The sequence below is a fragment of the Filomicrobium insigne genome (assembly GCF_900104305.1).
Lineage (GTDB): Bacteria > Pseudomonadota > Alphaproteobacteria > Rhizobiales > Hyphomicrobiaceae > Filomicrobium > Filomicrobium insigne.
This window is the reverse complement of sequence record NZ_FNJC01000004.1, coordinates 36,126-62,359: the sequence shown is the minus strand read 5'-3', so window position 1 is coordinate 62,359 and position 26,234 is coordinate 36,126. Positions and strand designations below refer to the sequence as shown.

Below are 26,234 nucleotides of genomic sequence, written 5' to 3'. Positions count from 1 at the left end.
GCGCCACGGAGGATGAGATGAGCAAGACAGCGGAATCGAACAGCTACACAGGCGAAGACTGGATACACCACGCCGCTGAAATTCTCATGCAGAACGTCAACGCCCCCGAGGACGTAATCTATCGTGCTGCGCGTATGCTTCGCGACCTCCCGCTCCCCCGGCCGGAGAGCAGCCTCGATCTCGACAAAGCTGAGTTTCCACTCGGGGATGGGCCTCGGCGCCGCATCGTGATGATCGCGAAGATAGACGCGGACGACTGGGACTCCCTTCAGGTCGAATTGCTTCATCTTACCCGTGAACTCGCGCGCCACGGACGGTTGTCGACCAGTTCGATTTCCGGCGGCTACAGTACAGGGCACATCATCGTGACGTCCGAGGACGGATCGATTGACCACGACTCCTGGGCGGCGGAGCTACACGCGTACCTCAAGACGATTACGGTGCAGCAGCCATGAGCACCGCGCCGACAAAGCCAGCCCGTTTGATTCAGATTAAGCAAACCCACTTCGGACCGATCGTCTGGATATCACCTTTAGGTGCAGGTGGAGATATCTGCGACATGGTGATCGTCGGGGTTCAGAAATCGTGCTTTATCCCTGTGGCGGTTAAACTTCCACACCAGCTCTATGTCGACAGCCTGACCCGCATGCTCGATGAGCATGAGGCGAATGAGATCCTCATCCTCCCGGCCCTCAGCAAAAATTACGTCCGTCTCGACCGCGATTTCCTCTCATCCGAGCCGCACCCGCGAACCGACCAGGATGCCCGTGAAATAGCAGCGTTTCGCGGCCCTCATGACGATTTAATAAGAGAGCTTGTGCGGGCTCTAGAACACGCGCAGGGGCACATACCGTATCCAGTGAAGTTGATCGAAGCAGCCCTCTCCAAGGCTAAGGGGGTGGTTTGATGGGCTGGTCAATAGGCTGGGATAGCAATTGGCAGCGTGACATCGGATACGGCGTGCCTTGCACGTGCGATCACCCCGATTGCAGCGAGGAAATCGACCGCGGACTCGCGCATGTATGCGGCGGCGAACCAAACGGCGGAGACGACGGATGCGGCCTGTTCTTCTGCTGTGCTCACCTCTACCTCGGCGTTGAGGGAAAAGAGCGCCAAGTCTGCGAGCGGTGCGCCGCAGGCGGAGAGCCGTTCGAACCAAAGCCCGACGTACGCGAATGGATCGAGCACAAGCTGACGTGCCCGACATGGCAACAGTGGCGTGACGAGCACCCGGACGAAGTCGCCAAGCTGGAAGAAGCAGCCCTCACTACGGAGAAAAGCAATGGGTGAGCGAATTACGGTCGTTTGGCGCGAGTGGTTCGACGATGAAGCCGTTGCTGAGCTTACGGCTATGGGGACGCTACCGCGCGATGAGACGGAAATCAGCGATTACGGTTACGACGGTGCCGACACGGCTGCAGAGGTCGCTAGGACAGTCCACGAGCAAGATTCCGAATGCTTCGTAAACGGCGGCAAGATCGTGATCCTTGAGCCCGAGCGATACGCTGGCATCTTTCACGTCCACGTGGATTTTGAGCCGAGCTTCAGCGCCACAAGGGACGCATCTCAATCAACGGGGGAAGAGTAGATGTCTGACCGTCGCCACGCTCTTCCACCCAGCCTGCCGCCGCGCGGGCTTTCCCGAGCAGAGGCGGCGGCCTATATCGGCATTTCGCCGACGACGTTCGATGCCATGGTCAAGGACGGCCGCATGCCGCCCGCGAAGCAAATCGGGGCGCGCACAGTTTGGGACCGCCTGCAGCTTGACAGGTTCTTTGCCGAGTTGCCTGATGCAGTGGTCGACGGCCGCCCCGCCGAAGCCGATGACGTTTGGGGTCAGGCCGCAGTCTGAGGGTGACTGCGATGGTTACGCTGAAGCTCAAATACGTGCACGAGGATGTCGACCGCCACGGCAACGTGCGGATCTACTTCCGTCGCCGCAAGGGCGCCCCGAAAATTCGCATCCAGGAATGTCCGGGAACTGAGGCGTTTTCGAAACGATACCACGAACTTCTTGCTGCATCGGAGGCCCCGCCGGTCCCCCCTACGAGCCTCAACCGCACACCGACACCGGGCACGTACCGTTGGCTGTGTGTGTCCTATTTCGGCTCCCCTGCTTTCAGGCTCCTCGATCCGAGCACCCAGCGCACACGCCGGCGCGTGCTCGAATCCACGTTTCAGGAGCCGGTCTTCCCCGGTGCCAAAGAGGCGTTCGCGGACTTTCCCCTGGCGCGCATCACCACCCGCGTGCTGAAGGTCCTGCGCGATCGCAAGGCCGATCTGCCCGGAGCCGCCAGCGACCGCGTCAAAGCAATTCGAGCGGCCTTCAAATGGGCTCTTGAGGACGAGCTGATCGCGAACAATCCAGCACGGGATCTCGCCAAGTTGCCCCTCTCCGGCACGGGGTGGCACACGTGGACATTGGAGGAGGTCGCGCAATTCGAAAAACGGCACCCCATAGGCACCAAGGCCCGGCTTGCCCTGGCACTTTTTATGTGGACCGGCGTTCGCCGTTCCGACGTCGTCCTGTTGGGGAAACAGCACGCGCGGGATGGCTGGCACCGATTCACGCAATACAAGAACCGCAATCGCAAGCCCATCATTCACGAGACCCCGATCCTTGACGTGCTGCAAGAGGTCATCGACGCCAGCCCGACCGGCGATCTGACGTACCTCGTTACCGCGTACGATCGCCCATTTACGGCTGCAGGATTCGGCAACTGGTTTCGTGAGCGCTGCAATGAGGCGGGTCTCACCGGCTGCTCAGCGCACGGACTGCGCAAAGCGGCTGCCGCCAGCGCCGCGGAAAACGGCGCGACCAGTTCACAGTTAATGGCAATATTCGGCTGGATGACGCTCGCAGAGGCGGAGCGCTACACCAAAGCAGCCCGGCGCAAGAAGATGGCGGGCGAGGCAATGGGCAAGCTGATCAGGACGAAGTGAGAACAAAAGTTCCCCACCCGGCGCCTCGGTGGGGATTTTCCGCCAAAAACATTTCGGAATATCATATACTTAAAAAGTGAATGGCGCTCCCTACGGGAGTCGAACCCGTCTTTCCAGATTGAAAATCTGGCGTCCTAACCGATAGACGAAGGGAGCGCGTCCGCGAACGTATATTGACGTTTGCCTCGGCATGCAAGTCGGAGTTTACAGCCTGCGACGCTTCGTTCAGCTTTGTTTGCGCGGGTCCGCCGCATCTTCAATCATCAACTCAATCCGATTGCGCCCGCCCCACGTATCACGCCGCAAATGCCCGCTGACGTGAATAGGAAACCCGCCATTAGCTTCGAGCAATAAATCGCCCAGCGGCTGCCCAACGGCGCGAAAAGCGATGCAATCGAGCCTAGATCCATCTCCCGCTTCGATGATCGCGCGAACATGTGCATCACCAACCACCTTGGCAAACTTCACGCGATGCGCAGGAAAGGCAAAGCGGGGTTGCGGATTCCCCTGACCATACGGCCCAGCGCGCTCGATCAACGCCAAAATCTGATCGTTGGCCGATTGCGGCGTCAACGCCCCATCATGGTCGAGACCTGCCGTTTCACGCGCCTGCTTCGCACCTTTCGCCAACTCATCCATGAAAAAGGTACGGAGAGCTTCAAGATTATCCTGTGCGACGGTTAATCCTGCCGCCATGGCATGGCCGCCGCCTTTCAGCAGTAAACCGGAAGCCGTTGCAGCACGCACCGCCCGGCCAATGTCAACACCAGCGACGGAACGCAGCGACCCTGTGCCCGTCACCGCTCCGTCCCCGCCATCGCGCGTCCAGGAGATGACACACGATGGCCGATGGAAGCGCTCAGTCAACCGGCTCGCAACCAATCCAACGATACCTTTATGCCAATTTTCCGCTCCCAGAACGATCACTGGCAGATCGGGCTGCTCTTCAACACAGCGCTCAGCCTCAGCCATAGCCTCCTGAAGTGTTTCGGTCTCAATGGCCTTCCGCTCGCGATTAAGACGGTCAAGCGTTTCCGCGATACGCTGCGCCTCAGCACCATCGTCCAGGCTCAACAACCGCGCGCCCAGAGCCGAGTCGCCGATGCGGCCCCCCGCATTAATGCGGGGACCGAGAATATAACCCAGATGATACGGCGTCGGAGCCTGATCGAGCCCGGCAGCATCGAATAACGCCCGAAGCCCAAGGTTCCGCCGCTGGCGCATGACCTGCAAACCTTTGGTCACATAAGCGCGGTTAAGCCCAACCAACGGGACCACGTCACACACCGTGGCCAACGCCACCAGATCTAGAAGTTCCAGCAAAGCTGGCTCAGCAGTGCCCTGCGCATAATGACCGCGACGACGGAGCTCGCGCGTGACCGCCACCAGAATAAGAAACACAACGCCAGCGGCACACAAGTGCCCCTGACCGCAAACATCATCTTGACGGTTAGGGTTCACGACAGCGACAACATCCGGGAGCGTCTCGTCAGACTGGTGGTGATCGATCACCAACACATCCGCGCCGAGCTTTGTCGCGTGCGCCAGAGGCTCAAAACTGGTCGTTCCGCAATCGACCGTCACGATCAATTGCGCGCCGTCCTTGATCAGCCCTTCAATGGCTTGAACGTTGGGCCCGTATCCCTCAAACAGCCGATCGGGAATATAAATCCGAGCCGATAGACCATGGCTCTTGAAATATCGGGCCATGAGCGCCGACGAGCAGGCCCCATCGACGTCGTAGTCGCCAAAGATTGCAACGCGCTCGCCTTTGACGATCGCCTCCGCAATCCGGGCCGCGGTGCGATCCATATCGCGCAGAACGCTCGGATCGGGCATCAATGCTTTTAAAGACGGATCCAGAAAGGTCTCGACGTCATCGAGGGCAACGCCCCGGGCCGCGAGGACACGCCCCAGTAGGTCGGGTAATCCGTGACGCTGGCTGATCGCAGCAGCCAACGCATGCCCCTGTCCCGTTAACCGCTCACGCCACGTAAACCCACGCGCCGAAGCCGTCACACCCAGGAAAGCTTCTGATTCCCCCGCATCCGCAAGGATCGCCCGCTTGCTCGCAATACCCATGGCTCTTACCCCTCAATTTCGGCTCTACGCCGATTCGAGCATATCCCGCGAGCCCGGGGACTATCTTGCCTGGGGGAAACTACAACTAAGCGGAAAAGACGCGGCTACGCCAAAGGGATCGTGGCTCGGATGCGTCGCGTCACACGCGAGCCAGAGTGCATGATCAGCGTATGTGTATGCGCGACTCCGTTTGAAAACCGCACGCCGTCAAGCAGCGAGCCGCCCGTCACACCTGTCGCGGCAAAGATCACGTCCTTAGACGCCAGTTCGGACAACGAAAACTTGTGATTGATGTCCTTGATGCCCATCGATTCCGCACGGGCACGCTCAGCATCGTCAGCCGGCAAAAGGCGGCCCTGGATCTGACCACCGCTGGAGCGTAGCGCCGCTGCCGCGAGCACACCCTCAGGAGCCCCTCCGGAGCCGAGGTAGATATCGATGCCGGTTTCTCCTGGCTCTGTCGCCCAGATCACGCCGGCGATGTCTCCGTCGGGGATGAGTTGTACACTCGCTCCAGCTGCACGAACCGCAGCGATCAGATCCCGATGGCGATCGCGATCCAGAATGCAGGCCGTAATTTCGGTGATGGGAACCCCCTTGGCCTTAGCAAGGTTTGAGAGGTTCTCCGCCGGGGTTGCGTCAAGATCCACGACCCCTTCCGGATACCCTGGACCGATCGCGATCTTGTCCATGTACATGTCCGGAGCATGCAGGAGGCCACCTGCCTCCGAGATCGCCAGAACCGCCAGAGCATTCGGCATTGCCTTCGCGCAGATTGTCGTGCCTTCGAGCGGATCGACGGCGATATCGACCGCCGGTCCATTCCCGGTACCGACCTTCTCGCCGATGTACAGCATCGGCGCCTCATCCATCTCGCCTTCGCCGATCACTACCGTGCCGGCAATATCGATATCCGCCAAGGCCTGACGCATCGCATCGACAGCGACACCGTCGGCCCCCTTTTTGTCGCCGCGCCCACGCAAACGTGCCGCGGCAATTGCCGCCTGCTCCGTCACGTGTGCAACGTCGATGATAAGACCCCGGCTTAATCCCTTGCCGGCCGCTGTCCCTGCCATGGTATTCCTCGATTTCAGCGCGATCGGGCGTTTTGCAATGGCCCCAGCTCAAAGCTTCTCAATGCGGATCATCTGCGGCGGTTCCGTCGCCTTGCCATCTTTCTCAATGGCTTCAAGCGCGGCGCGCATCGCATTTTCCGTGGTGTCGTGCGTAATCAATGTTACCTGAGCCGGTCGTCCGGGCACGCCTGCTTTCCCGCTACCGGGCAGCACATGCCGCTCCCTCCGCTGCACCACGCTTTCCAGGGAAACATTCTCATCGCCCATACGCTTTGCGATAACGGCCATCGTTCCCGGCGCGTCGACGACCGTCAGGCGCACGTAGTAGGCACCCTGATGTTCACCAAGACGCGCACGTTGATGCGGTTTCAGATCACGCGTAGACACGATGAACGGAGCAATCACCAGCCCGCGCGCGATGTCTATGATATCACTCGCGACCGCTGCCGCCGTCGGGTGCGCACCGGCACCAGCGCCAACAAGCAGCATGCTTCCAGTGAAATCACCATCGATCGCAACGCAGTTGGTAACCCCGGATACCTCCGCGATCGCCGAATGCTTCGGCACCATCGTGGGATGCACCCGTGCCTCGATGCCACTGGCCGTACGCATCGCGACACCCAGGAGCTTGATGCGATAGCCAAGATCGTCGGCGGACTCGATATCGGCCTGCGTGATCTTCTCGATCCCTTCGACGTGGATCTGATCAAAGGCGACCTCAGTTCCGAACGCGAGGCTCGTCAGCAATGACAGCTTGTGTGCCGTATCAAACCCGCCGATGTCGAACGTCGGGTCCGCTTCCGCATACCCCTTTTCCTGGGCTTCCTTCAGCACGTCGGCAAACGACCGCCCCTCTTCCTCCATCGTGGTGAGGATATAGTTGCACGTGCCGTTTAGAATGCCATAGATGCGCTCGATGCTGTTAGGCAGCAGAGACTCGCGCAGCGATTTGATGACGGGGATCCCCCCCGCAACAGCCGCCTCGAAGTTGAGCGCAACGCCGTTGGATTCGGCGAGAGCAGCCAAAGCCACGCCATGCTTCGCTAAGAGCGCCTTGTTGGCGGTAACAACATGCTTGCCGGCCTTAAGCGCAGCCTCAACCGCCTCCTTAGGTACGCCCTCGTCACCGCCCATCAGCTCGACGAAAACGTCGATGTCAGGATCGGTCGCCAGCGCCACTGGATCATCAAACCAGCGGAACTCATGGATATCGCAGCCACGCCCCTTGCCGCGTGACCGTGCACTGACAGCCACAATGCGGATAGGACGCGACAAGGCCGCGGCAAGGCGAGCCCCGTGGGCTTCAAGGAGCCGCACGAGGCCTGCACCGACGGTGCCAAGCCCGGCGATGCCCAGTTTCAAAGGCTCTGTCATGATGGTGGATTGAAACCTAACGCGTCGCTTTCTGTGGAATAGGAATGACGTTATGCATCGTTTCCTGCGCTTGGGCGAAGAACTTTTTCAAGCTGCGTGCCGCCTGCCGGATGCGATGTTCGTTCTCGACCAGCGCAATACGTACATAACCTTCGCCGTATTCGCCAAATCCGAGCCCCGGCGAAACGGCCACGTCAGCCTTTTCGATCAGCAGCTTGGAGAAATCCACGGAACTCAGCTGCTGGAACGGCTCAGGGATAGGAGCCCAGCAAAACATGGTCGCGGGCGGCGGCGGCACGTCCCAGCCGGCCCGAGCGAAGCTCTCGACCAGACAATCGCGGCGTCGCTTGTATGTCTCGCGAATTTCGGAGACGCACTCCTGCGGTCCATTCAATGCAGCCGCAGCCGCCACTTGGATCGGCGTGAACGCACCGTAGTCGAGATAGGATTTGACCCGGGCGAGAGCACCGATGAGCCGCTCGTTGCCAACGGCAAAGCCCATACGCCAACCGGGCATATTGTAGGTCTTTGAGAGCGACGTGAATTCGACCGCGATATCCTTGGCGCCGGGCACCTGCAAAACAGACGGCGGGGGGTTATCGTCAAAATAGACTTCCGAATAAGCCAGGTCCGACAAAATGATAAGATCGAGCTTACGGGCAAGAGCCACAGCTTCCTTATAGAAATCCAAGTCGGCCACCATTGCCGTTGGATTCGAAGGGAAGCAAAGGACCAACGCGAGCGGACGCGGCACGGAATGCTTGCAGGCACGCTCGACAGCGCGCAGGAAATCCTCACCCGTGCCAGCGGGCACATGGCGGATTGCGGCGCCAGAAATGATGAATCCGAATTCGTGGATCGGATAGGTCGGGTTTGGAACGAGGATGACGTCACCCGGGGCCGTGATAGCTTGCGCCATGTTGGCGAAGCCTTCCTTCGATCCGAGCGTTGCGACGATTTCCGTTTCCGGATCAAGCTTCACCCCGAAGCGGCGCGCATAATAAGCCGCCTGAGCCCGCCGCAATCCTGGAATACCTTTTGACGCTGAATAGCGGTTGGTCCGCGGTTTGCTCACCGTTTCGACCAGCTTGTCGACAATGTGCTGCGGCGTCGGCAAATCCGGATTGCCCATGCCCAGATCGACGATATCGGCACCGGCGGCCCGCGCGTTGGCCTTCAGACGATTGACTTCAGCAAACACGTAGGGCGGCAAGCGCTTGATGCGATGAAATTCCTCGATCACCGGTTATGTCTTTCGTTTTGGCGCGCCCTTTCGGGCAGAGCGCTCGGGTCGCGTGATAAATTTACAGCAAGTCTATACGTAGCACACCTTTATGCGCCACTGTCGTCTGCAATGGACGCACTTTTTTGACGATGCACCAACGGCACGACAGGACAAGAATCAGAAAAGCGGCTTAGCGTGCCTTTTCGATGGCATCGATCGCCTGAGTCTCGTGCTTAACACTCAGCTCGGTCATCTCCTTGATGGCCGCTTTTTGTTGTTCTGTGCTGAGCATATCTGAAGGCAGCCTGGCAAGGTCAGGAAGCGGCGTCAAAGACGCATGGCCACAACCGCCCGCAGCCGCAGCCACCATAATAATGGCAGCAGCACCCAGCCACTTTGGCGCAAGACCAATTCTGGCAAGAACGTGAGCCAATTGTCCCCCGATATCCCCCAGACTCGACACAGGCAACGCGTTGCGATTCAAGCCTATTCAACTATATGATGTTCACAACTTGTACGCAAATGCCGCATACGCTCCGGCAACCCAAAAAAATCCCAAGAGCATCCTCAAAAACACACCTAACAAAGAAGTCTTCGAAAGCAATCGGAAGCCATGAAAAAACCGCCTGCCGCGCCGAACGGTGACGTTTCCGCCTACACCATCGAAGACCCTGAGGAATTCGCCCGCAACATGCTCCAGATGCTGGAGCAGGGCGGACGCGTGCTCTCACAATACCTTGATCGCGCGGACTCAAAGCCCGGCCCATACTCCACAGCGTCAGAAATCGTCGAGGCCGGTAAGACGGTTAACGAGGTTTTTGCCCTGTGGGCGTCGGACCCAGCCAAACTCGCCGAGGCCCAGACTGAGCTGTTCCGATCCTATGCCGTGATCTGGAACAACGCTCTCCGTCGTATGCTGGGTGACAACGAGGTTGAGCCTTACGTCGAGCCCGAGAAGGGCGACAACCGCTTCGCGGACCCCGATTGGTCTGAAAACCCATACTTCGATTTCTGGAAGCAATCCTACCTCATCACTTCAAAATGGGCGGAAGACCTTCTTGCGGGCACACAGGGTTTGGATGAACGAGAACGCCAGAGAGCGGAGTATCATTTCCGCCAGCTGATCAGCGCGATGTCACCGTCGAACTTCCCGATGACCAATCCGGAGGTCGTCCGGGAAACCTTTTCCAGCAATGCCAAAAACCTCGTCCGTGGCATGGACAATCTGTTCCATGACATGGAGCGATCGGGAGACCTGCTGAAAATAAGCCAGACGGACCTTGCCGCCTTCGAAGTCGGACGCAATTTGGCAACGACACCCGGCAAGGTCGTTTTCCAGAACGACATCATGCAGCTCCTGCAATACGCTCCGTCCACGCCGCAGGTGCGCCAGATCCCTCTGCTCGTCGTTCCACCCTGGATCAACAAATTTTATATTCTCGACCTCACGCCCGCGAAAAGCTTCATAAAATTCGCAGTTGACCAGGGCTTCACCGTCTTCGTTATCTCCTGGGTCAATCCCGACCGCAGCCTCGCTGAAAAAGACTTCCAGGACTATATGCACGAAGGTGTGCTGACGGCCGCGGATGTCATTCGCCGAGAAACGGGCGAAGAACGCATCAACGGTCTCGGTTACTGCGTCGGCGGCACGTTGCTCGCAACAACGCTCGCCTACTTGAGCACCCGCGGAGAAGACATTTTCGCGTCCGCGACATTCCTCACAACGCAGGTCGATTTTACAAAAGCTGGCGACCTCTTGTTGTTTATCGACGACGCACAGCTCAAGAGCCTTGAAGAGATGATGGCTGAGCGCGGCTATCTCGATGGTTCGCGCATGGCCAACGTCTTCAACATGATGCGTCCCAAAGACCTCGTATGGCCTTACGTCGTAAACAACTACCTGCTCGGTAAGCAGCCGTTCCCCTTTGACCTCCTGTACTGGAACCAGGATTCCACGCGGATGCCAGCAGCGAACCATCGCTTCTATCTGCGCGAGTTCTACCATCAAAACCGCTTGGCCCGCGGCGAGATGGAAATCTCCGGCACACAGGTCTGCCTCAGCGATATACGCATTCCGGTTTTCGATCTGGGTACGAAGGAGGACCACATCGCTCCGGCCCAGTCCGTCTTTATCGGCGCGAAGCTTCTTGGCGGCCCGGTAGAGTTCGTCCTTGCCGGGTCCGGTCACATTGCCGGCGTGGTCAACCCACCCGAGAAGGTTAAATACCAATATTGGACCTCAAAACGGCCAACGGATGAGACGTTGGATGAATGGGTCTCCTCCGCCACGGAACACACCGGTTCTTGGTGGCCGTACTGGACTGAGTGGCTGACGCGTCATTCCGGTGAAGAAGTCCCAGCGCGGGAACCCGGTGCGAACCTCGGCGCAATAGAAGATGCGCCCGGCTCATACGTTAAAGTACGCGCCTAACCGGCTGCATCGCTTCTGATCCGGCCGGAAAGGGTTTTCATGACGGAGGTTGATCCGCCCATCGAGATATACTGGGTCAGCGGCAGTCCATTCGGCTGGCGCGTCCTGCTTATGGCGGAATTCAAAAGCGTCCCCTACCTCTCCCATCGGATCGATACGGCAAGCGGAACGCAGAAGTCCGCAGCGTACCTAGCGCTCAACCCGCGCGGAAAGGTGCCAGCCCTCGTACACGGGAACGTCATCATTGGGGAATCCCTAGCGATGATGACGTACCTGGAGCGGCTCTTCCCCGAACCGCCGATGTTCGGAGCGACAGCAGTGGAAGCCGCTCACATCATGCAAATCTGTTCCGAATTCGTGTGCTACCTCGAACCGGTCATCAATCGCCTGAGCACAGCCATAAGCCGCAATAAGTCCCTGTCAGCAGCCGCCCTCACCGCGCGCCACGGAACGCTGCACACAGAGTTCGAGCGGTTGAATGAACTGCTGCAGAAGAGCCAATGGCTAACGGGCAACTCCCTTTCAGCGGCCGACCTAACCGTTTACCCGCATTGCAAATTTCTTCTTCGCCTCGCAGCGCGTCCGGCAGCCGTGCCACTCAATCTAGGCCTAAGCGATTTTGCCGATCTCTATCCCGATCTCACCACCTGGATGCAGCGCTTCGAGGCCCTGCCCGGATATGACAAGGCATATCCTCCGCATTGGCGAGAAACAGGCTAAGAGCCCCGTGCTCCCTCAAACGGCAATGGCACCGCTTCACCTCAAAACGAAGCGAAGCAAGTGCCATTGAAATACGTATCAAACGTAGTGTGACCGACGCTCTTAAGCGACGTCAGCCGCAACGCGGACGGAAACCATGCGATCGGGATCACGGACCGGCTCACCACGCTTGATCTGATCGACGTTCTCCATGCCCTCGATCACCTTGCCCCAAACGGTGTACTGGCCGTCGAGGAAACGAGCATCGTCGAAGCAGATGAAGAACTGCGAGTTTGCCGAGTTCGGTGGCGTTGCACGTGCCATAGAGCAGATTCCGCGCACGTGCGGCTCCGAGTTAAACTCCGCCGGCAGGTTGCCATAGCTCGACCCACCGGTTCCGGTCCCGTTCGGGCAACCCGTCTGTGCCATGAAGCCTTCGATGACGCGGTGGAAAGCAATGCCGTCATAAAATCCTTCGCGCGCGAGGGTCTTGATGCGCTCAACATGCTGAGGCGCCAGATCAGGACGCAATTCGATAACGACCTTACCCTTCGTGGTCTCGATGATAAGCGTATTCTCAGGATCTTTGATTTCGGCCATGGAGCCTCTCCTTGTTATGTTTTTTCGCGGCATTCTTTATATGCGCGCGTGTTACGCGCAGAATGCCGCCGCGTCATGCCTCTATGGCTCAGAATCGCGAACGTGGGCGCCAATGCCGCACGCGCCACACGGGTGACCGCTATTTTTGATCAGCGGCCACGTACACTTTCACCATCTTGTCGGGGTTGTCGACGGAACCGGAGCTGCCTGCTCCCTTCTTGATCGCATCAACGTGCGTCATACCGTCAACCACTTTGCCCCAAACCGTGTACTGGCCGTTTAGATGCGGCGTCCGCGTGAAGGTAATGAAGAACTGGCTATTGGCCGAATTCGGATCGGACGTGCGCGCCGCCCCAACCGTGCCGCGCTCAAACGGCGTATTTGTGAATTCGGCCGGCAGATCAGGATACTTCGAGCCACCAGAGCCGGTACCAGTCGGATCGCCTGTCTGCGCCATAAAGCCTGGGATCACACGGTGCCAAACGATCCCATTGTAAAAACCTTCACGCGCAAGCTGCTTAACGCGGGCCACATGCTCCGGTGCCAAATCCGGCCGCATGGCGATGACGACTTTGCCCGAAGCAAGTTCGATCACCAGCGTATTTTCAGGATCTGCTGCGGGCGCTTGGGCGAAAGCAGGGAGAGCCGCCACGAAAGCGACCACGATAAAACTCAGCAAACTGCGCAACACGAGGAGCTCCTATGATTTCTTCATCTCTGGCGATGCTTCGGCACGTGGGACACGAGCCGCGGCGGCGCAGAGAACCTGCGCGTTATGGCCGTAATCAGGCATACAGGCAACTGCGCCTACAATCACGAACCGGCGAACCGTGCCTGGAGACGCCGTTCAACCTCCGGCGAAACGAAGGAACTTACGTCTCCACCCATCGTCGCGACCTGCCGCACGAGATTGGCTGCGATATGCCGTACAGCTGGGGAAGCAGCAACGAACACGGTTTGAATATCCGGAGCCATAGCCCCATTCATACCCGCCATCTGCATTTCGTAATCGAAGTCTGTCCCGTCTCGAAGACCTCGAAAGAAAACTGTCGCCCCCTCGGCGCGTGCCGCTTCAACCGCCAGATTGTCGAAGGTAATGATGTCGATAGCCGCGCCCGTCTTATCGGCGATGATGAGCGTTTCCTCACGGAGCATTTCGACACGTTCCGCCGTAGAAAACATTGGCGTCTTGCTCGCATGCACGCCAATGCCAATAACGAGCCTATCAACAAGTTCCGCCGCGCGTGCCACCACGTCCGTATGGCCGAGGGTGACGGGATCGAAGCTTCCGGAGTAAAAACCTATACGGGTCATAGCTACCTTGCCGTTTGTGCGGATACCTCTTCATTACCCGTGGTAACCCCGGTTCAACAACCGCTTTCAAGCTATAGGAACCTCTCCATAGACGAAATAATGGGTATCCCGAACAGCGGCCAAGGGGCCGCCCAAGATCCGAATTAAGGAGAACACGCCATGGCGATTACCCGCCGCCACGCCCTGCTCGCGCCCGTTGGCTTGATCACCTTGGCAGCATCGAACACGCATGCACACGCGGAAAATTCCGAGGCCCCCATCAATGAGGACGGCTTGCACGTGCAGCCGTGGTTCCATCAGTCTTTCCTGGATCTCAAGGAAGACGCGGCAGAAGCCGCAGCAGCTGGCAAAAACCTCGTGATCTTCTGGGAACAGAGAGGCTGCCCATACTGCGCCGAGATGCACCGCGTAAATCTCTCGAAACCGGAGATAGCCGACTACATTCAGAAGAACTTCCTGGCGCTGCAGCTCAATCTCTACGGTTCTCGTACCGTCACAGATTTCGACGGCACTGAGCTGGAGGAGCGCCAACTCGCGCAACACTGGCGCATCAACTTCACGCCTGCGTTGAACTTCTTTCCCGCAGATGTCGCCGCGCTGAACGGCAAGGTCGGAAGCGACGCGGAAGCATGGCGGCTTCTAGGGTACTGGAAGCCCTTCCATTTCCACGCCACCTTCGTCTACGTCAAATCTGGCGCCTACCGTACAGAACCTAATTTTCAACGCTGGCTTGCCGACTACCGCGCGAAACTGCGCGCAGAAGGCAAGAACGTAGATCTCTGGTAACACGGCCACGGAATACGGAGAGCAGGTCAGCTCTCCGTTTCACCACCGGCACCATCGCCATCACTGGCGACATCAGTGGGCCCAGCCTCTTCGATGGGACCAGCCTCTCCGACAACTACATCATCAGACGGAGTTACATCTTCGTCCCCATCCCCGTTGTCACCATTGGCGACCTCCGGGATGCGCTCGACAGAAACCACTTTCTCATCAGCATCCGTGCGGAAAATGCGAACGCCTTGTGTGTTTCGTCCAGCAATCCGAACCTGGTCAACGAGCGTCCGGATCAATTGCCCGGCGTCCGTCACAAGAATGATCTGATCGGAATTCTCAACGGGGAATGATGCACAGAGCGGCCCGTTGCGCTCATTGACGACCATGGCCACGATGCCTTTGCCACCACGACCCGACGTCCGATACTCATAGGACGAGGAACGCTTGCCGTACCCACGTTCGGATAGCGTAAGAACAAACTGTTCTGTGGCCGCCATCTCTTCAAACCGCTGAGCCGATAGCTCCTCAGTTTCCAACGTCTCCGCGCCCTCTTCCGCTGCAACATTCGCCGCCTGCTCTTCAGCTTCTTCGGCGTCGGCATCTCCGGCACGGCGATGCGCGGCAGCGAGCTTAAGATAGGCCGCGCGCTCCGCAGGCGTGGCATCCATCGGGGCTAAAATCGCCATCGAAATCACCCGGTCCTCTGCATCGAGCCGGATACCGCGAACGCCCACCGCATCCCGGCCTTTGAAGACGCGCACGTCTTCAACGGGGAAACGGATGCACTGCCCGCCCGCTGTCGTCAGCAGCACGTTGTCCGTTGGCGAACAAATCCCGACGTGGACGATCTGGTCGCCCTCCTCAAGCTTCATCGCGATCTTGCCGTTACGATTGATGTTCTCGAAATCGGCGAGTTCGTTACGCCGCACGTTGCCGCTGCGCGTCGCAAACATCAGCTGCAGCGATCCCCACGTTTCAGGATCCTCCGGCAACGGCAAAATTGACGTAATCCATTCGCCCTGCTCCAGAGGCAGAAGATTTACGAGCGCTTTGCCGATGGACTGCGGCGTACCAACAGGCAACCGCCAGACTTTCATTCGGTAGCACATGCCGCGCGAAGAGAAGAACAGCACCGGCGTATGTGTTGACGCCATAAAGAGCTGCGTAACGAAATCCTCGTCCTTCGTCGAAAGCCCCGAGCGCCCTTTGCCCCCACGGCGCTGCGCACGATACGTCGTGAGCGGCACACGCTTGATGTAGCCTTTGTGCGTAACGGTAACGACGACGTCTTCGCGCTGAATGAGGTCTTCATCGTCGACCTCACCCTCAATGTCGACGATCTCGGTTCGGCGCGGAACCGCAAACTGATCCCGGATGTCTGAGAGTTCACCCTTGATGATCTCAACAATACGCACGCGCGACGACAGGATCTCAAGATACTCCTTGATTTCCTCGCCGATCTTTTTGAGTTCGTCGCCAATCTCATCGCGACCGAGAGCCGTCAGGCGCGCAAGCCGCAATTCGAGAATCGCCTTCGCCTGTTCTTCTGACAGCTTGTAGGTGCCATCGGCTTGAACACGGTGGCGAGGATCAGCGATCAATTCAACCAGCGGCGCCACATCCCGCGCCGGCCAATCGCGCGTCATAAGTTCTTCTTTAGCGACGGCCGGTGAGGCCGCGCGCCGGATCAGATTGATGACCTCATCAATATTGGCCACAGCGATAGCCAAACCGACAAGAACGTGCGCACGATCACGCGCCTTGTTGAGCAAGAACTTCGTGCGCCGCGTAACGACTTCCTCGCGGAACGCCGTGAACGCCTCGATCATGTCCTTGAGGTTAAGCTGCTCGGGGCGACCGCCGTTGATCGCCAGCATGTTGGCACCGAACGACGTCTGCAAATCCGAATAGCGCCAGAGCTGATTGAGCACGACATCGGCCACCGCGTCGCGCTTCAGTTCAATGACGATCCGCATGCCTTCGCGGTTGGTTTCGTCCCAGATATCAGAGATACCCTCGACGCGCTTCTCGCGAACCGCGTCTGCGATCTTCTCGATCAGAACGCGTTTGTTGACCTGATAGGGAATGGCCGTAACGATCAAGGCTTGGCGATCTTTGCGGATCTCCTCGACCTCAACACGCGCGCGCATGATGATCGAACCGCGGCCCTTGTGATAGGCAGACGTGATACCTCCACGGCCAAGGATCAGACCGCCCGTCGGAAAATCCGGGCCTTTCACGATCTGGCACAGCTCATCGATCGTTATGGCCGGCGTATCGAGATGGGCGAGGCAAGCCTCGATGACTTCTCCGAGATTGTGGGGTGGGATATTCGTCGCCATACCGACAGCAATGCCGCCGGCGCCATTGACGAGCAGGTTCGGGAACTTCGCGGGAAGCACCGTCGGTTCGTCTTCAGAACCGTCGTAGTTCTCCTGGAATTCGACCGTGTCCTTATCGAGGTCGTCGAGAAGGAATTGGGCGACCTTCTCGAGACGGCACTCCGTATAGCGCATCGCAGCCGGCGGATCACCGTCGATCGAGCCGAAGTTACCTTGGCCGTCGATGAGCGGCAGGCTCATCGAAAAGTCCTGCGCCAAACGCACAAGCGCGTCATAAATCGCGCTGTCGCCATGTGGGTGATAATTACCCATCACTTCGCCGACGACCTTCGCCGACTTACGATAGGACTTGTTCCATTCAAGGCCCATCTCGTGCATGCCGTAAAGGATACGGCGATGAACGGGCTTGAGCCCATCGCGCACGTCCGGCAGCGCGCGGGAGACGATAACGCTCATCGCGTACTCAAGGTACGAGCGCTTCATTTCCTCTACGATAGTAATCGGCCGAATATCGCGCGGACCGTCAGGCCCTTGATTCGGGATGTCGCTGTTGTCCGCCACTTAGGGATCCGTTGAGTGAACAGTTGAGTTTTGTTCAGAGAACACGCGGTGCTCGTTAGCAACGACTCGCGCGTCATAAAATTTGCGTATCGCTTAGATACCCTACTCTACCACAATAGAGCAATGTGGCCTGCAAGCACATGCCCACACGCTGTTTTTTTCCACATCCACAGAGGTTTAGGTTGTCTCTCGATTATCGGGAAGCGAACGGTATTGATGTGTACTCAGATGACTTGGTGCCGTCACAGTGTCCTTTTAGAGCATTTCGCCGACAAGCGGTCATCTGATCGTCTTTAACTCGCACAGCTAAGAGCAAGAATTCCCGATAGATCCTGCTTCCAAGCCCGCGCGGAACCGATTAACCTGAGCATGAAACAGATGTTATTCACAGCACTTCAGTGCAATTCTGTAGCTGGACCGACAAGCCGTACTTTCGGCGTGCTGGTCTAGTAGCATTTGTCGTTCACTACCATATCGCGAAACGATGTCCGTGCCTCCGTTTGACAAGGAAAATCCCCGTATGAATGCCCTGAAGACGACCGTTGCCGCTCTCGCCATCTTTGCATTCGTCATACCCGCGTTGGCTCAGGACAAACCTGCAGTCGCGCTTCCGCCAAATACGTTTATTGAAGCTCAGCCGGAAGCCCACTATTTGGCCAAGGATGTTTTGATCGGCGCAGTCGTCCAGAACACCGAAGGCAAGATCATCGGCGATATCGAAGACATTATCCTGAACGACTGGAATCGCGTGCACGGCGTTGTCATTGGCACCGGCGGCTTCCTCGGCATCGCCGGCAAACGCATCGGTGTACGTCTAAGCGCCTTAGAGTTCCGTGAGACCGATGGAAAGCGCGTTATCGTGCTTCCCAACGTATCCAAGGAAATGCTTACCGCCGTCGCACCATTTGTACGTGCTGAGCCGCAGAAATCTCTTCTTCAGCGCGCAATGGAGAAAGCCCGCGAGCTGACGGATAAGAGCACAGAAGCCGCGAAGGAAGCTTACGAAAAGGCTAAAGAAGAAGCGGGACCCGCTTACGAAAAGGCCAAAGAGACAGCAACTAAGGCCTATGACAAGGCTAAAGAAGCCGCAGCCGAAGTCTATGAGAAGGCTAAAGAAGCCGCAGAGACCAACAAGCAGTCTCCTGAAAAACCAGCAGGAGAAGCCCCGGCCGCGGCTCCCCCTGCTCAACCACCGGCAGAAAAAGCCCCCGAGACGAAGTAGTTCGGACGGCAGGCCTAACGGCATTCCCCTTCAAGCAAAGAGCGCACTCCTTACCGAAGGAGTGCGCTCTAAATATATGTTCCGTCAGAGGAAGGACAGAGTATCTTCTAGAATGGAATCTCATCGTCGAGCGTCTTATCGAAGCCGCCAGATGATCCACCGCCGCTGCCACCGCGCGGCTCGTCATATCCCCCACGGCCGCCACCTGGATCACCGTAGTCGGACTGGCCACCTTCCTGCATGCCGCTGCTGGCACCGCCACTCCGCCCGTCCAGCATTGTGAGATTGCCGTTAAAGCCCTGAAGCACGACTTCGGTCGAATAGCGATCGGCTCCGGACTGGTCCTGCCACTTTCGTGTCTGCAGCTGACCCTCGATATAAACCTTCGTCCCTTTTCGCAGATACTGCTCGGCGATCCGGCACAGGCCTTCGTTGAATATAACAACCGAATGCCATTCGGTTTTCTCACGCCGCTCGCCGGAATTCTTATCGCGCCAGGTTTCAGTCGTCGCAACGCGCAGGTTAGCGATAGGTCTGCCATCCTGCGTCCGGCGGATTTCCGGATCGCGCCCGAGATTTCCGACGAGGATCACCTTGTTCACTGAACCAGCCATAATAGGCTCCTTATGCTTTTCAACTCTGCCGCTCAGCAGCGCTTACGTAGGCCGTAATAGCCGGTCGACGCCAACTGCCACGCGAACAGAGCCTGTGTAGATCGCTCCCCTCAGTATTCTGGGAGAACGACAAAATTGGCGAGTCATCGAGGCCACCCTAGCGCCCATTCCAACACTCGCATCACCGGTCGACAGCCTTTTCAACAACAAGCTGCGCGCGGCTCCATCAGAATCTGAATCTTTTGTTCTCTTTATGTTCCAATATAGTATGGAGCGGTTAAGCGCGCAACCGCCACCACTCGGCATCGCGCGTCCCACCAGATAGCCCGCGTTTCATCGTCCCATGGCCCGATCCGCAGCCACGGTGAGGTCGCGGAATACATCCTCAGGAACACCTTTCGACGCTGCACAATCTCCACGATTCAGCCGGTCATAAATAGCGACCATGTCCCCTCGAAACTGCGGGGCAATGGCACGAATCACGACGCCAGTCGCCACGGAACCGTTGGACCAGCGTGTTCGACAAACAATGCTATTGAGATGTGATGTAACCTGCGACTTGTAGTTATCAGCCGCGAGCGTGGGCTCCACGCCGATAGATGCGGTTGACACCGGCCGAGGTTGCGGGACGGAGCCGACTGCTGTGGACCGAACCAAGCTATCCCATTGCCGGCGTTCCGATGAATTTGCCCAAGCCTTCGTCGCGGTCTCGTCCATCAAGGGCGCGACCAATCCTTGCACCTGCTCGCGAAGCCGACGGCTATCGATATCCTCGACCGCTCTGTGAAGGGCTTGCTGATCCTCCTCGGCAAGCGGACGCACGGCTACGTCGCTTAAATCCACGAGTTGGCTCTTGTTAGCCTCGGGAGGCTTCGCCATCCAAACAGTGCTACCGTTGAAATCCGCAGCCGCAACGTTTGCGCGCGAGAAGTCGGCACCCTCCAGCTTAACCTTGTAGAGGCTGGCCGCTTCGAGATCCGCACCTTGCAGCATAGCCCCCTGCATATTCGCGAAATCGAGGATCGCGGCCTGCATCGACGCACTACGGAAATCCGCGCCGATCAGACGCGCACCTTTCAGGTTAACCCCTTGGAGTGAGGCCAATCCGAAGTTAGCGCCATCAGCCATCACCTCACCAACCATAGAAGCCTTCTCGAGCCGCGCCTGCGCAAAGTCCGCGCCTGTGAGTACCGCTTCCACCAGTTCAGCGCTAACGAGCGTTGTTTCTTCAAATTTTGCCCCACGCCCATCGATGCCCTGCATCAAGGCACCGCTCATATTAGCTTGCGTAAAGTCCGTGTTGATGGCCTTCACGCATTTGGCTTGCCCGCGATTGCCTCTCAAACGCAGTTCATTGATTTCGGCGCACTGGAGCCAAGCGTTACGCAAATCCGCACCGTAAAAACTGGCGTGAGAAAGATCCGCTCCGGTAAAATCGGCCTGATGCAGATCGGACCGGTCAAAACGCGCGTAACGAAGGTCACGGCCACGAAGCGTGATCGTCCGTTCACCCGGCGTGACGTCCTTGTCGCTTACCAGGTCGGAATCCGTGACAACAAGATTACGGCGAAAGACACCGAATAGCGCCCCGTCCTGATCGACGCTGAGGAATGGCGCCATGAACCCGCTGTAGTACCTTGGGTGTCGCCCATCACGATCCGGCGCCATCTTATAAAAGAGCGGGCGGCTCACTCGATCAAGAAACTCCCCCGGGATCGTTGCAACCAGGAAAGAAAATAGCGTCACACCGCTGATCACCACCGCCGTAACGACAAAAGTCATTGGATGCGCCACGGTATTGCGCCAGAACGCACGGAAGAATGACGTTTCCGCCCGCATCAGAAAGACGCCGATGAGTACGAGCATAGTCACATCAACAACCAACGCGATCCGGTGTGTCCATGTGATGAGCTCGCTGTGATAGGGCAGGAACACGACCTGAACGTAGATGATGAGCACGACGGGAAGGATGCACAGCGTCAACCAGCTCATGCCATGCAGGAAGGCGCTCATCACGATGCTACGGTGGGGTCCGGCGATCGCCTGAACGAAGAAGAAGTTGTGCAATTCCAAGCGCAACGGATGTGTCCGCCGGTCGCTGGTCTCCAGAAGTCGAATGGCGTGGTCAAACTCCAACGTCTTACGCGCTAGTAGGGAGAGCTGCGAGACAACGCCAAGGTGAAAGAGAACCAGTATGACTGGCGCGAACTGAAAGAACTGCGCAATCGGAATATCGACACTGAAGATCGGTAGCGATACCGGCGTCTCAAGCAGCAAATTCGTGTGCGTGACCCCTGCAACGGCAATCGTGAGGTAGGTCATGATGCCAAGAAATATCAACCACGCCACATGCGCCGTATCGCTGGACCGATTAACAGCATCAAGAAGACTATAGGGATTAACTGGCGTCTCGCCGTCAGGCGTCGCGCTACTCAAATCTGACATCAAGCAAAAACCCCCAATGGCCGTCGCAGCCGCTAAACAGGCTGAAAATCACGTCCACCCTACAGACGCGTCTAGCCGCCGCCACCTCAGGTGTAACCAGACGCTAGCGGAGCCAGACCTTAACGGAGAAAGTGTGACGGGTGGAACACGTCGCTGCGGAAATTCCAAATGCGACACACCCAGTGTTGCACTGCGAACGCAGTGCACAACCTTAAGCCACTGCGACGGCGGCGCTGCCCAATTGGCCGCACCATTCCCGGCACGAAGGACCAAAACCTCCGCTTTAACGTCACCCCTACATAAGTTATGCCAATACCTTAGAACTCGGCGCGCCCCCGGCACCGCTGTTGAGGACCGGAAACACCCGTCGAGCTACCCAAAGCGTTCAAGATTTTGGTCCGATACCCCGCATGTCCAATCAATACGATTGCCGCAAATGTCCTGGCTATTGTTGCTCGTACCCCCTCATCGCACTTGAAAAACGTGACGTCGTACGCCTCGGCAAGCACCATGGCTTGACCTTTGAGGAAGCGCGCAAGGCGTTCACGGAGGAGGCATACGGCCGCAAGTACGCGATGCGCCGCAAGAAGGACGTCCATTACGGCAAGATCTGCCAGTTCTTCGACACCAAGGCGCGGTGTTGCACCGTCTACAAAGCACGCCCCAAGGTATGCCGGGACTACCCCAATACCAAGCGCTGCGGCTACTACGACTTCTTGCAGTTCGAACGTCGCGCTCAGGACGACCCGGAATTCGTCGCCCTAACCGATCACAGCTAGGGCTTTGGAGGAGTAACGGGAGGCCCTGATACCTTCTCCTGCCGGCCCCTCTTTGGCGCACGCCGCCGATCGCCGTCTGTCCACGCGACGCGATAAAGATCGAACCGCCGGTTTTGCAAATTTCGCACCGTGCCGGCGCTTCGGGCCGCGCGCAGATCCGAAATCGACAGATCCGCAAATGCAATCGTTTCCGTGTTGGCAGCGGTATCGGCTGCAATGCCATCGCGGGCAAACGCAAAATCACACGGCGTTAGGATGCAGCTTTCGGCGTAATGAATGTCCATGTTCTCGACATTCGGCAGATTGCCGACCACGCCCGACATCACCACGTAGCATTGGTTCTCGATCGCGCGGGCATGGCAACAATAGCGGACCCTGAGATAGGCGCGCCGCTCATCAGTACAGAACGGCACGAACAGGATCATCGCACCCTGATCGGCAAGATGCCGGGCAACCTCGGGAAATTCACTGTCATAACAAATCATGATCCCGATCGGCCCACAGTCGCTGTTGATGACCTCCGCCCGGTTTCCGCCGCGGATATTCCACCAGTAGCTTTCACTTGGCGTCGGATGAATCTTGTCGCGTTGATGAACCGAACCATCTCGCAGAAACACATAACAAACGTTGCGGATCTCGCCGTCGCTGTCGACGATCGGGTGCGTTCCACCAATGATATTGACGTTGTAACTGACCGCAAACGCGCTCATGAACTCAAGAAACCAATCGGTGTAGTCGGCAATGCGCTCAACACCTTCTTTGGGCTGTAACGGCTTAGGCTCTAACGACAGTAGCTGCAGCGTCACATTTTCGGGAAACACGACAAAATCAGCTCGATAATCCGCAGCGACGTCCACGAAATACTCGATCTGCTTTTTAAATTCCTCGCGATCAATCAACCCGCGCATCTGCAATTGCACTGTCGCAACCCGCACAGTTTCGCTGGGCGCCAGCCGGTCACTTTGCCCCTTGCCCTCTGGCTCATCCGGATACCGCGGATTGCGCCAAACCATGTGCGTTGCATAGCCCGCCGACTGCACGTCCTCAGGATCGTAGTCTTCCAGCACACCAATCACTTCAAAGCCGTTGGCGATCTGGAAGCCTATGGTCGTGTCACGGATCTCCCGGTTGCGCACCGCCTCCACATAGTCGTGTGGATCGGGGTATTGGCGGCGGCGACGCCCATAGCCAGGCATTCTGCCACCGAAAATGATGCCCTTTAGACGCCATTCCTCGCACAAATTCTGACGAGCGGCGTAGAGCCTCCGGCCAATCCGCAACCGGCGAAATTCCGGATCGACACTGATCTCCATCCCATAAAGATAGTCACCATCGGCATCGTGGCGTGACGCGTAGCCATTGCCCGTTATCTCGCGCCAGGTATGTGGCTTGAGCCCGACATCCGCTGAGATGATGAACGTCGCACAGTGACCGACAATCCGCCCATCATACTCGGCAACGAACTGTCCCTCGGGGAAGTTGTTGATCTGCCCCTTGACCATCCGTGCCGTCAGTGACGGGTCCGGCGCATAAACACGGCGCCCCAATTCGACGATCCGAGGCACATCGTCAGTTTTTGCCCGCCGCACGATCAATTTCGGCTTTGCAGCGACGGCACGCTCAACGTCATCCGATGTAGGTGCTTTTCTCGCCAAACTATGTTCTCCACCTTCAGCAAATACATAAAGTTCACTGCGCGAGCCGCGGAACCCAAGAGTCACGTGTGCCCCCGCCATTATCATGCCGGTTTGTTCGCGTCTTCCTCACGGAATGAACCGCATACCGCGCATTTCGTTCACTCTTGCCGGTCTTCTCTTTGCCGTTATGGCAAATGGGCTGGCACAGGCTCATGCTGACACGGCGCACCCCTGGCCAACCAACGAGGTCACGGAGACGCTTCAGCAGCGCATTGCTCCACCGCCAGGTTTTCGCCGCGTCCCGCTTCCTGAAAACTCCTTCGGAGATTGGTTGCGCAATCTCCCCCTCAAACCGTCCGGAAGCCCTGTGCTGCTCTATACGGGCGCACACAAATGGCGCCAGGACGTGCACGCGGCCGTTATCGACATCGATGTCGGAAAGCGCGACCTTCAGCAATGCGCGGATGCGATTATGCGTCTGCGTGCCGAATGGCTTTGGGCCACCGGACAAAAGGGGGACATTGCATTTAACTACACAGGTGGCGGTCGTGTTCCCTTTAGTCGCTGGGCCAAAGGCGAACGGCCATCTGAAAGCGGCAAGTCCTGGCGGCGCAAAGCAAAGGCGGACTCGAGCTACGCATCCTTTCGGCGCTACATGATTCAAGTCTTCGCCTACGCAGGAACCTATTCGCTTGAGCGCGAACTCAAAGCCGTGCCGCGCTCTGAGATCGACGTCGGCGACGTCTTCATCAAAGGCGGCTTTCCCGGCCATGCCGTGCTTGTCGCAGACATGGTCGAGAACGAAGCAACCGGAGAGAAGCGTTTCCTGCTGATCCAAAGCTATATGCCGGCCCAGGATATGCATGTGCTGGTTAATCCAGCGGACACCTCATCCCCTTGGTACACAGCGAACGTCAAAGGCCCACTCAAAACCCCGGAGTGGACCTTCCCGGAAGGGAGCTTGCACCGTTGGCCCTGAGCCAGTTCACCCCTGGGCCGCGCGCAGAGCCTCCGGCAAGACCTCCGCAAACACGTCGAGATCGTCAGGTGTGCCCACAGTCACGCGAATGCACCTATTGAGCGGCGCCACGCCGGGCATCCGCACAAAAACATCGCGGGCTATGATTTCGTCGAGAACGCGCGTGGCGTAGGTCCCATCGCGACCACAGTCCATCGTCACGAAATTCGTTGCAGAAGGCAAAGGCGCGAGCCCATTCTCCCTGGCAATCTGCGCGAGCCGGTCGCGGCCCGCTGCAATCCGCCCAACGGTCTTGGCTAGGTAATCCTGGTCCGCAAGAGCCGCCAGCGCACCAATCTGTCCCGAACGCGACATGCCGTAGTGATTGCGGATCTTGTCGAACATGGAAATCAAACCGGCCTCACCCAGCGCATAACCGACACGGGCCCCGGCGAGCCCATAGGCCTTTGAAAATGTGCGGAAACGCAAAACCTGCGGGTTCGAAATATCAATGTCTGGTACGGCAGCAGGCGGCGCGGTATCGCAATACGCTTCGTCAAGACAGTAGAGTACGGTCGGAGGCAGAGCCGAAATCATGCCCTCGATTTCAGACGCCGACCACCAGGACCCCATCGGATTGTTGGGATTTGAAACGTAAAGGATCTTGGCGTTCTCAGCTCGTCCGGCATCCAGCACCGCGCCAAGATCTTCCTTGTCGTCTCGAAACGGCACCTTCACCAAGCGCCCACCGCCAACCGCAACATGATAGTTGAAGGTTGGGTAGGCGCCATCCGAAGTGACGACCACCTCACCCGGCGCAACCGCCACCTTCACGGCAAGCCCCAAGAGCCCGTCGATCCCTTCGCCGACCGCGACATTCTCTATGCTCACGCCGTGATGCTTGGCGATCGCCGCCCGCAATTCAAAGTTCTCCGGGTCGCCATACATGAAGGCACTCGCGGCAGCAGCTTCCATCGCCGCTACTTTGGCGAGGGGCCGAACACGCTTTCATTGGCCCCAAGGCGCGCTCGGAATGGACGGCCGCGCATCCGTTGCAAGGCCTCCGGCCCGACAAAGGGGACAGTCGCGGGGAGCGCACGCACAAGATCAGTGAGGAAAGGATAGGTCGGCATACGTTGTAGGCTCGCGTTGTCT

24 protein-coding genes, 1 tRNA gene and 1 pseudogene are annotated in these 26,234 nt (G+C 58.1%); 12 read left to right on the top strand and 14 right to left on the bottom strand.

The features are described from left to right. The first annotated feature begins 17 nt into the window (after positions 1–17). From BLS30_RS13785 to BLS30_RS13760, 6 genes are read left to right on the top strand one after another with little or no spacing between them, the layout of a single operon-like run. Entirely contained in the window at positions 18–455 is a 438-nt protein-coding gene (locus BLS30_RS13785) for a hypothetical protein (RefSeq protein ID WP_090229593.1), read from the top strand. Beyond that, a complete protein-coding gene (locus BLS30_RS13780; protein ID WP_139165353.1) occupies positions 452–907 on the top strand; it encodes a hypothetical protein in 456 nt (151 codons plus the stop codon). The genes BLS30_RS13785 and BLS30_RS13780 overlap by 4 nt, the downstream gene beginning before the upstream one ends. Beyond that, positions 907–1,290 (top strand): hypothetical protein, encoded by a 384-nt coding sequence (locus BLS30_RS13775; protein ID WP_090229587.1) that lies wholly within the window; start codon positions 907–909, stop codon positions 1,288–1,290. The genes BLS30_RS13780 and BLS30_RS13775 overlap by 1 nt, the downstream gene beginning before the upstream one ends. Beyond that, positions 1,283–1,588: a hypothetical protein gene (locus BLS30_RS13770; protein WP_090229585.1), complete on the top strand. Its 306-nt coding sequence runs from the start codon at positions 1,283–1,285 to the stop codon at positions 1,586–1,588. Before BLS30_RS13775 ends, BLS30_RS13770 begins: the two co-directional genes overlap by 8 nt. Further along, positions 1,589–1,852: a helix-turn-helix transcriptional regulator gene (locus BLS30_RS13765; RefSeq protein WP_090229582.1), complete on the top strand. Its 264-nt coding sequence runs from the start codon at positions 1,589–1,591 to the stop codon at positions 1,850–1,852. It abuts the gene before it with no gap. A gap of 11 nt (positions 1,853–1,863) precedes the next feature. Next, entirely contained in the window at positions 1,864–2,943 is a 1,080-nt protein-coding gene (locus BLS30_RS13760; RefSeq protein ID WP_090229579.1) for a tyrosine-type recombinase/integrase, read from the top strand. Between the two features lie 81 nt (positions 2,944–3,024). Here BLS30_RS13760 and BLS30_RS13755 read toward each other — a convergent pair. From BLS30_RS13755 to BLS30_RS13730, 6 genes are all read right to left on the bottom strand, one after another. Further along, a tRNA-Glu gene (locus BLS30_RS13755) sits at positions 3,025–3,099 on the bottom strand. A 69-nt stretch (positions 3,100–3,168) separates the two neighbouring features. Further along, positions 3,169–5,025, bottom strand: coding sequence for a single-stranded-DNA-specific exonuclease RecJ (gene recJ / locus BLS30_RS13750; RefSeq protein WP_090229577.1), 1,857 nt, complete (start codon positions 5,023–5,025; stop codon positions 3,169–3,171). Between the two features lie 104 nt (positions 5,026–5,129). After that, positions 5,130–6,101 (bottom strand): class II fructose-bisphosphatase, encoded by a 972-nt coding sequence (gene glpX, locus BLS30_RS13745; RefSeq protein ID WP_046476341.1) that lies wholly within the window; start codon positions 6,099–6,101, stop codon positions 5,130–5,132. A 48-nt stretch (positions 6,102–6,149) separates the two neighbouring features. Further along, positions 6,150–7,475 (bottom strand): homoserine dehydrogenase, encoded by a 1,326-nt coding sequence (locus tag BLS30_RS13740; protein ID WP_046476339.1) that lies wholly within the window; start codon positions 7,473–7,475, stop codon positions 6,150–6,152. A gap of 16 nt (positions 7,476–7,491) precedes the next feature. Continuing rightward, positions 7,492–8,718 carry an LL-diaminopimelate aminotransferase gene (locus tag BLS30_RS13735; RefSeq protein ID WP_170832480.1) on the bottom strand — a complete coding sequence of 409 codons (1,227 nt, stop codon included), beginning with the start codon at positions 8,716–8,718 and terminating at the stop codon, positions 7,492–7,494. Positions 8,719–8,890: 172 nt separating this feature from the next. Then, the gene (locus BLS30_RS13730; RefSeq protein ID WP_046476336.1) at positions 8,891–9,163 is read right to left on the bottom strand and encodes a hypothetical protein; all 273 of its coding nucleotides are present in this window, start codon (positions 9,161–9,163) and stop codon (positions 8,891–8,893) included. Positions 9,164–9,313: 150 nt separating this feature from the next. On the opposite strand from BLS30_RS13730, the gene BLS30_RS13725 reads away from it, so the two are divergent. Continuing rightward, positions 9,314–11,131 (top strand): PHA/PHB synthase family protein, encoded by a 1,818-nt coding sequence (locus BLS30_RS13725; RefSeq protein ID WP_046476335.1) that lies wholly within the window; start codon positions 9,314–9,316, stop codon positions 11,129–11,131. Positions 11,132–11,170: 39 nt separating this feature from the next. After that, positions 11,171–11,851 (top strand): glutathione S-transferase family protein, encoded by a 681-nt coding sequence (locus tag BLS30_RS13720; RefSeq protein WP_090229574.1) that lies wholly within the window; start codon positions 11,171–11,173, stop codon positions 11,849–11,851. 102 nt (positions 11,852–11,953) lie between these two features. Here BLS30_RS13720 and BLS30_RS13715 read toward each other — a convergent pair whose 3' ends face one another. The 3 genes from BLS30_RS13715 to coaD form a co-directional block, all read right to left on the bottom strand. Continuing rightward, a complete protein-coding gene (locus BLS30_RS13715; protein WP_170832479.1) occupies positions 11,954–12,430 on the bottom strand; it encodes a peptidylprolyl isomerase in 477 nt (158 codons plus the stop codon). 139 nt (positions 12,431–12,569) lie between these two features. Next, complete coding sequence (locus BLS30_RS13710) at positions 12,570–13,106, bottom strand: peptidylprolyl isomerase (protein WP_425284173.1); 537 nt, start codon at positions 13,104–13,106, stop codon at positions 12,570–12,572. Positions 13,107–13,243: 137 nt separating this feature from the next. Next, the gene (gene coaD / locus BLS30_RS13705) at positions 13,244–13,744 is read right to left on the bottom strand and encodes a pantetheine-phosphate adenylyltransferase (RefSeq protein ID WP_090229572.1); all 501 of its coding nucleotides are present in this window, start codon (positions 13,742–13,744) and stop codon (positions 13,244–13,246) included. Between the two features lie 159 nt (positions 13,745–13,903). Here coaD and BLS30_RS13700 point away from each other — a divergent pair, with 159 nt between their 5' ends. After that, positions 13,904–14,530, top strand: a complete 627-nt coding sequence (locus BLS30_RS13700; RefSeq protein WP_090229569.1) for a thioredoxin family protein — start codon at positions 13,904–13,906, stop codon at positions 14,528–14,530. 26 nt (positions 14,531–14,556) lie between these two features. Here BLS30_RS13700 and gyrA read toward each other — a convergent pair whose 3' ends face one another. After that, positions 14,557–17,424 carry a DNA gyrase subunit A gene (gyrA, locus tag BLS30_RS13695; protein ID WP_210184040.1) on the bottom strand — a complete coding sequence of 956 codons (2,868 nt, stop codon included), beginning with the start codon at positions 17,422–17,424 and terminating at the stop codon, positions 14,557–14,559. Between the two features lie 520 nt (positions 17,425–17,944). Between gyrA and BLS30_RS13690 the strand changes: the two genes are divergently transcribed. After that, on the top strand, positions 17,945–18,646 hold the full coding sequence (locus BLS30_RS13690) for a PRC-barrel domain-containing protein (RefSeq protein ID WP_052743625.1): 702 nt from the start codon (positions 17,945–17,947) through the stop codon (positions 18,644–18,646). 107 nt (positions 18,647–18,753) lie between these two features. Here the strand turns inward: BLS30_RS13690 and BLS30_RS13685 are convergent, their stop codons facing one another. Further along, the gene (locus BLS30_RS13685; RefSeq protein ID WP_046476322.1) at positions 18,754–19,260 is read right to left on the bottom strand and encodes a single-stranded DNA-binding protein; all 507 of its coding nucleotides are present in this window, start codon (positions 19,258–19,260) and stop codon (positions 18,754–18,756) included. Between the two features lie 333 nt (positions 19,261–19,593). After that, on the bottom strand, positions 19,594–21,705 hold the full coding sequence (locus BLS30_RS13680; RefSeq protein WP_046476320.1) for a pentapeptide repeat-containing protein: 2,112 nt from the start codon (positions 21,703–21,705) through the stop codon (positions 19,594–19,596). A gap of 410 nt (positions 21,706–22,115) precedes the next feature. Here BLS30_RS13680 and BLS30_RS13675 point away from each other — a divergent pair, with 410 nt between their 5' ends. Next, positions 22,116–22,484, top strand: coding sequence for a YkgJ family cysteine cluster protein (locus BLS30_RS13675; protein WP_046476317.1), 369 nt, complete (start codon positions 22,116–22,118; stop codon positions 22,482–22,484). On the opposite strand, the gene BLS30_RS13670 is transcribed toward BLS30_RS13675, so the two are convergent. Continuing rightward, a complete protein-coding gene (locus BLS30_RS13670) occupies positions 22,481–24,205 on the bottom strand; it encodes a bifunctional GNAT family N-acetyltransferase/carbon-nitrogen hydrolase family protein (RefSeq protein WP_244512441.1) in 1,725 nt (574 codons plus the stop codon). The two genes, BLS30_RS13675 and BLS30_RS13670, sit on opposite strands and share 4 nt — an antisense overlap. Before the next feature lie 49 nt (positions 24,206–24,254). Here BLS30_RS13670 and BLS30_RS13665 point away from each other — a divergent pair, with 49 nt between their 5' ends. Beyond that, positions 24,255–25,100: a DUF4846 domain-containing protein gene (locus BLS30_RS13665; protein ID WP_090230237.1), complete on the top strand. Its 846-nt coding sequence runs from the start codon at positions 24,255–24,257 to the stop codon at positions 25,098–25,100. Between the two features lie 6 nt (positions 25,101–25,106). Here BLS30_RS13665 and BLS30_RS13660 read toward each other — a convergent pair. Next, positions 25,107–26,212, bottom strand: a pseudogene (locus BLS30_RS13660) (pyridoxal phosphate-dependent aminotransferase). Between the last annotated feature and the right edge of the window lie 22 nt (positions 26,213–26,234).

Coding starts and splice junctions, on each gene's coding strand:
- BLS30_RS13760 (WP_090229579.1), top strand. CDS start 1,864: ATGGTTACGCTGAAGCTCAAATACGTGCACGAGGATGTCGACCGCCAC.
- BLS30_RS13680 (WP_046476320.1), bottom strand. CDS start 21,705: ATGTCAGATTTGAGTAGCGCGACGCCTGACGGCGAGACGCCAGTTAAT.
- BLS30_RS13715 (WP_170832479.1), bottom strand. CDS start 12,430: ATGGCCGAAATCAAAGATCCTGAGAATACGCTTATCATCGAGACCACG.
- recJ (WP_090229577.1), bottom strand. CDS start 5,025: ATGGGTATTGCGAGCAAGCGGGCGATCCTTGCGGATGCGGGGGAATCA.
- BLS30_RS13725 (WP_046476335.1), top strand. CDS start 9,314: ATGAAAAAACCGCCTGCCGCGCCGAACGGTGACGTTTCCGCCTACACC.
- BLS30_RS13765 (WP_090229582.1), top strand. CDS start 1,589: ATGTCTGACCGTCGCCACGCTCTTCCACCCAGCCTGCCGCCGCGCGGG.
- BLS30_RS13775 (WP_090229587.1), top strand. CDS start 907: ATGGGCTGGTCAATAGGCTGGGATAGCAATTGGCAGCGTGACATCGGA.
- coaD (WP_090229572.1), bottom strand. CDS start 13,744: ATGACCCGTATAGGTTTTTACTCCGGAAGCTTCGATCCCGTCACCCTC.
- BLS30_RS13700 (WP_090229569.1), top strand. CDS start 13,904: ATGGCGATTACCCGCCGCCACGCCCTGCTCGCGCCCGTTGGCTTGATC.
- BLS30_RS13665 (WP_090230237.1), top strand. CDS start 24,255: ATGAACCGCATACCGCGCATTTCGTTCACTCTTGCCGGTCTTCTCTTT.
- glpX (WP_046476341.1), bottom strand. CDS start 6,101: ATGGCAGGGACAGCGGCCGGCAAGGGATTAAGCCGGGGTCTTATCATC.
- BLS30_RS13785 (WP_090229593.1), top strand. CDS start 18: ATGAGCAAGACAGCGGAATCGAACAGCTACACAGGCGAAGACTGGATA.
- BLS30_RS13740 (WP_046476339.1), bottom strand. CDS start 7,475: ATGACAGAGCCTTTGAAACTGGGCATCGCCGGGCTTGGCACCGTCGGT.
- BLS30_RS13685 (WP_046476322.1), bottom strand. CDS start 19,260: ATGGCTGGTTCAGTGAACAAGGTGATCCTCGTCGGAAATCTCGGGCGC.
- BLS30_RS13780 (WP_139165353.1), top strand. CDS start 452: ATGAGCACCGCGCCGACAAAGCCAGCCCGTTTGATTCAGATTAAGCAA.
- BLS30_RS13770 (WP_090229585.1), top strand. CDS start 1,283: ATGGGTGAGCGAATTACGGTCGTTTGGCGCGAGTGGTTCGACGATGAA.
- BLS30_RS13690 (WP_052743625.1), top strand. CDS start 17,945: ATGAATGCCCTGAAGACGACCGTTGCCGCTCTCGCCATCTTTGCATTC.
- BLS30_RS13720 (WP_090229574.1), top strand. CDS start 11,171: ATGACGGAGGTTGATCCGCCCATCGAGATATACTGGGTCAGCGGCAGT.
- BLS30_RS13675 (WP_046476317.1), top strand. CDS start 22,116: ATGTCCAATCAATACGATTGCCGCAAATGTCCTGGCTATTGTTGCTCG.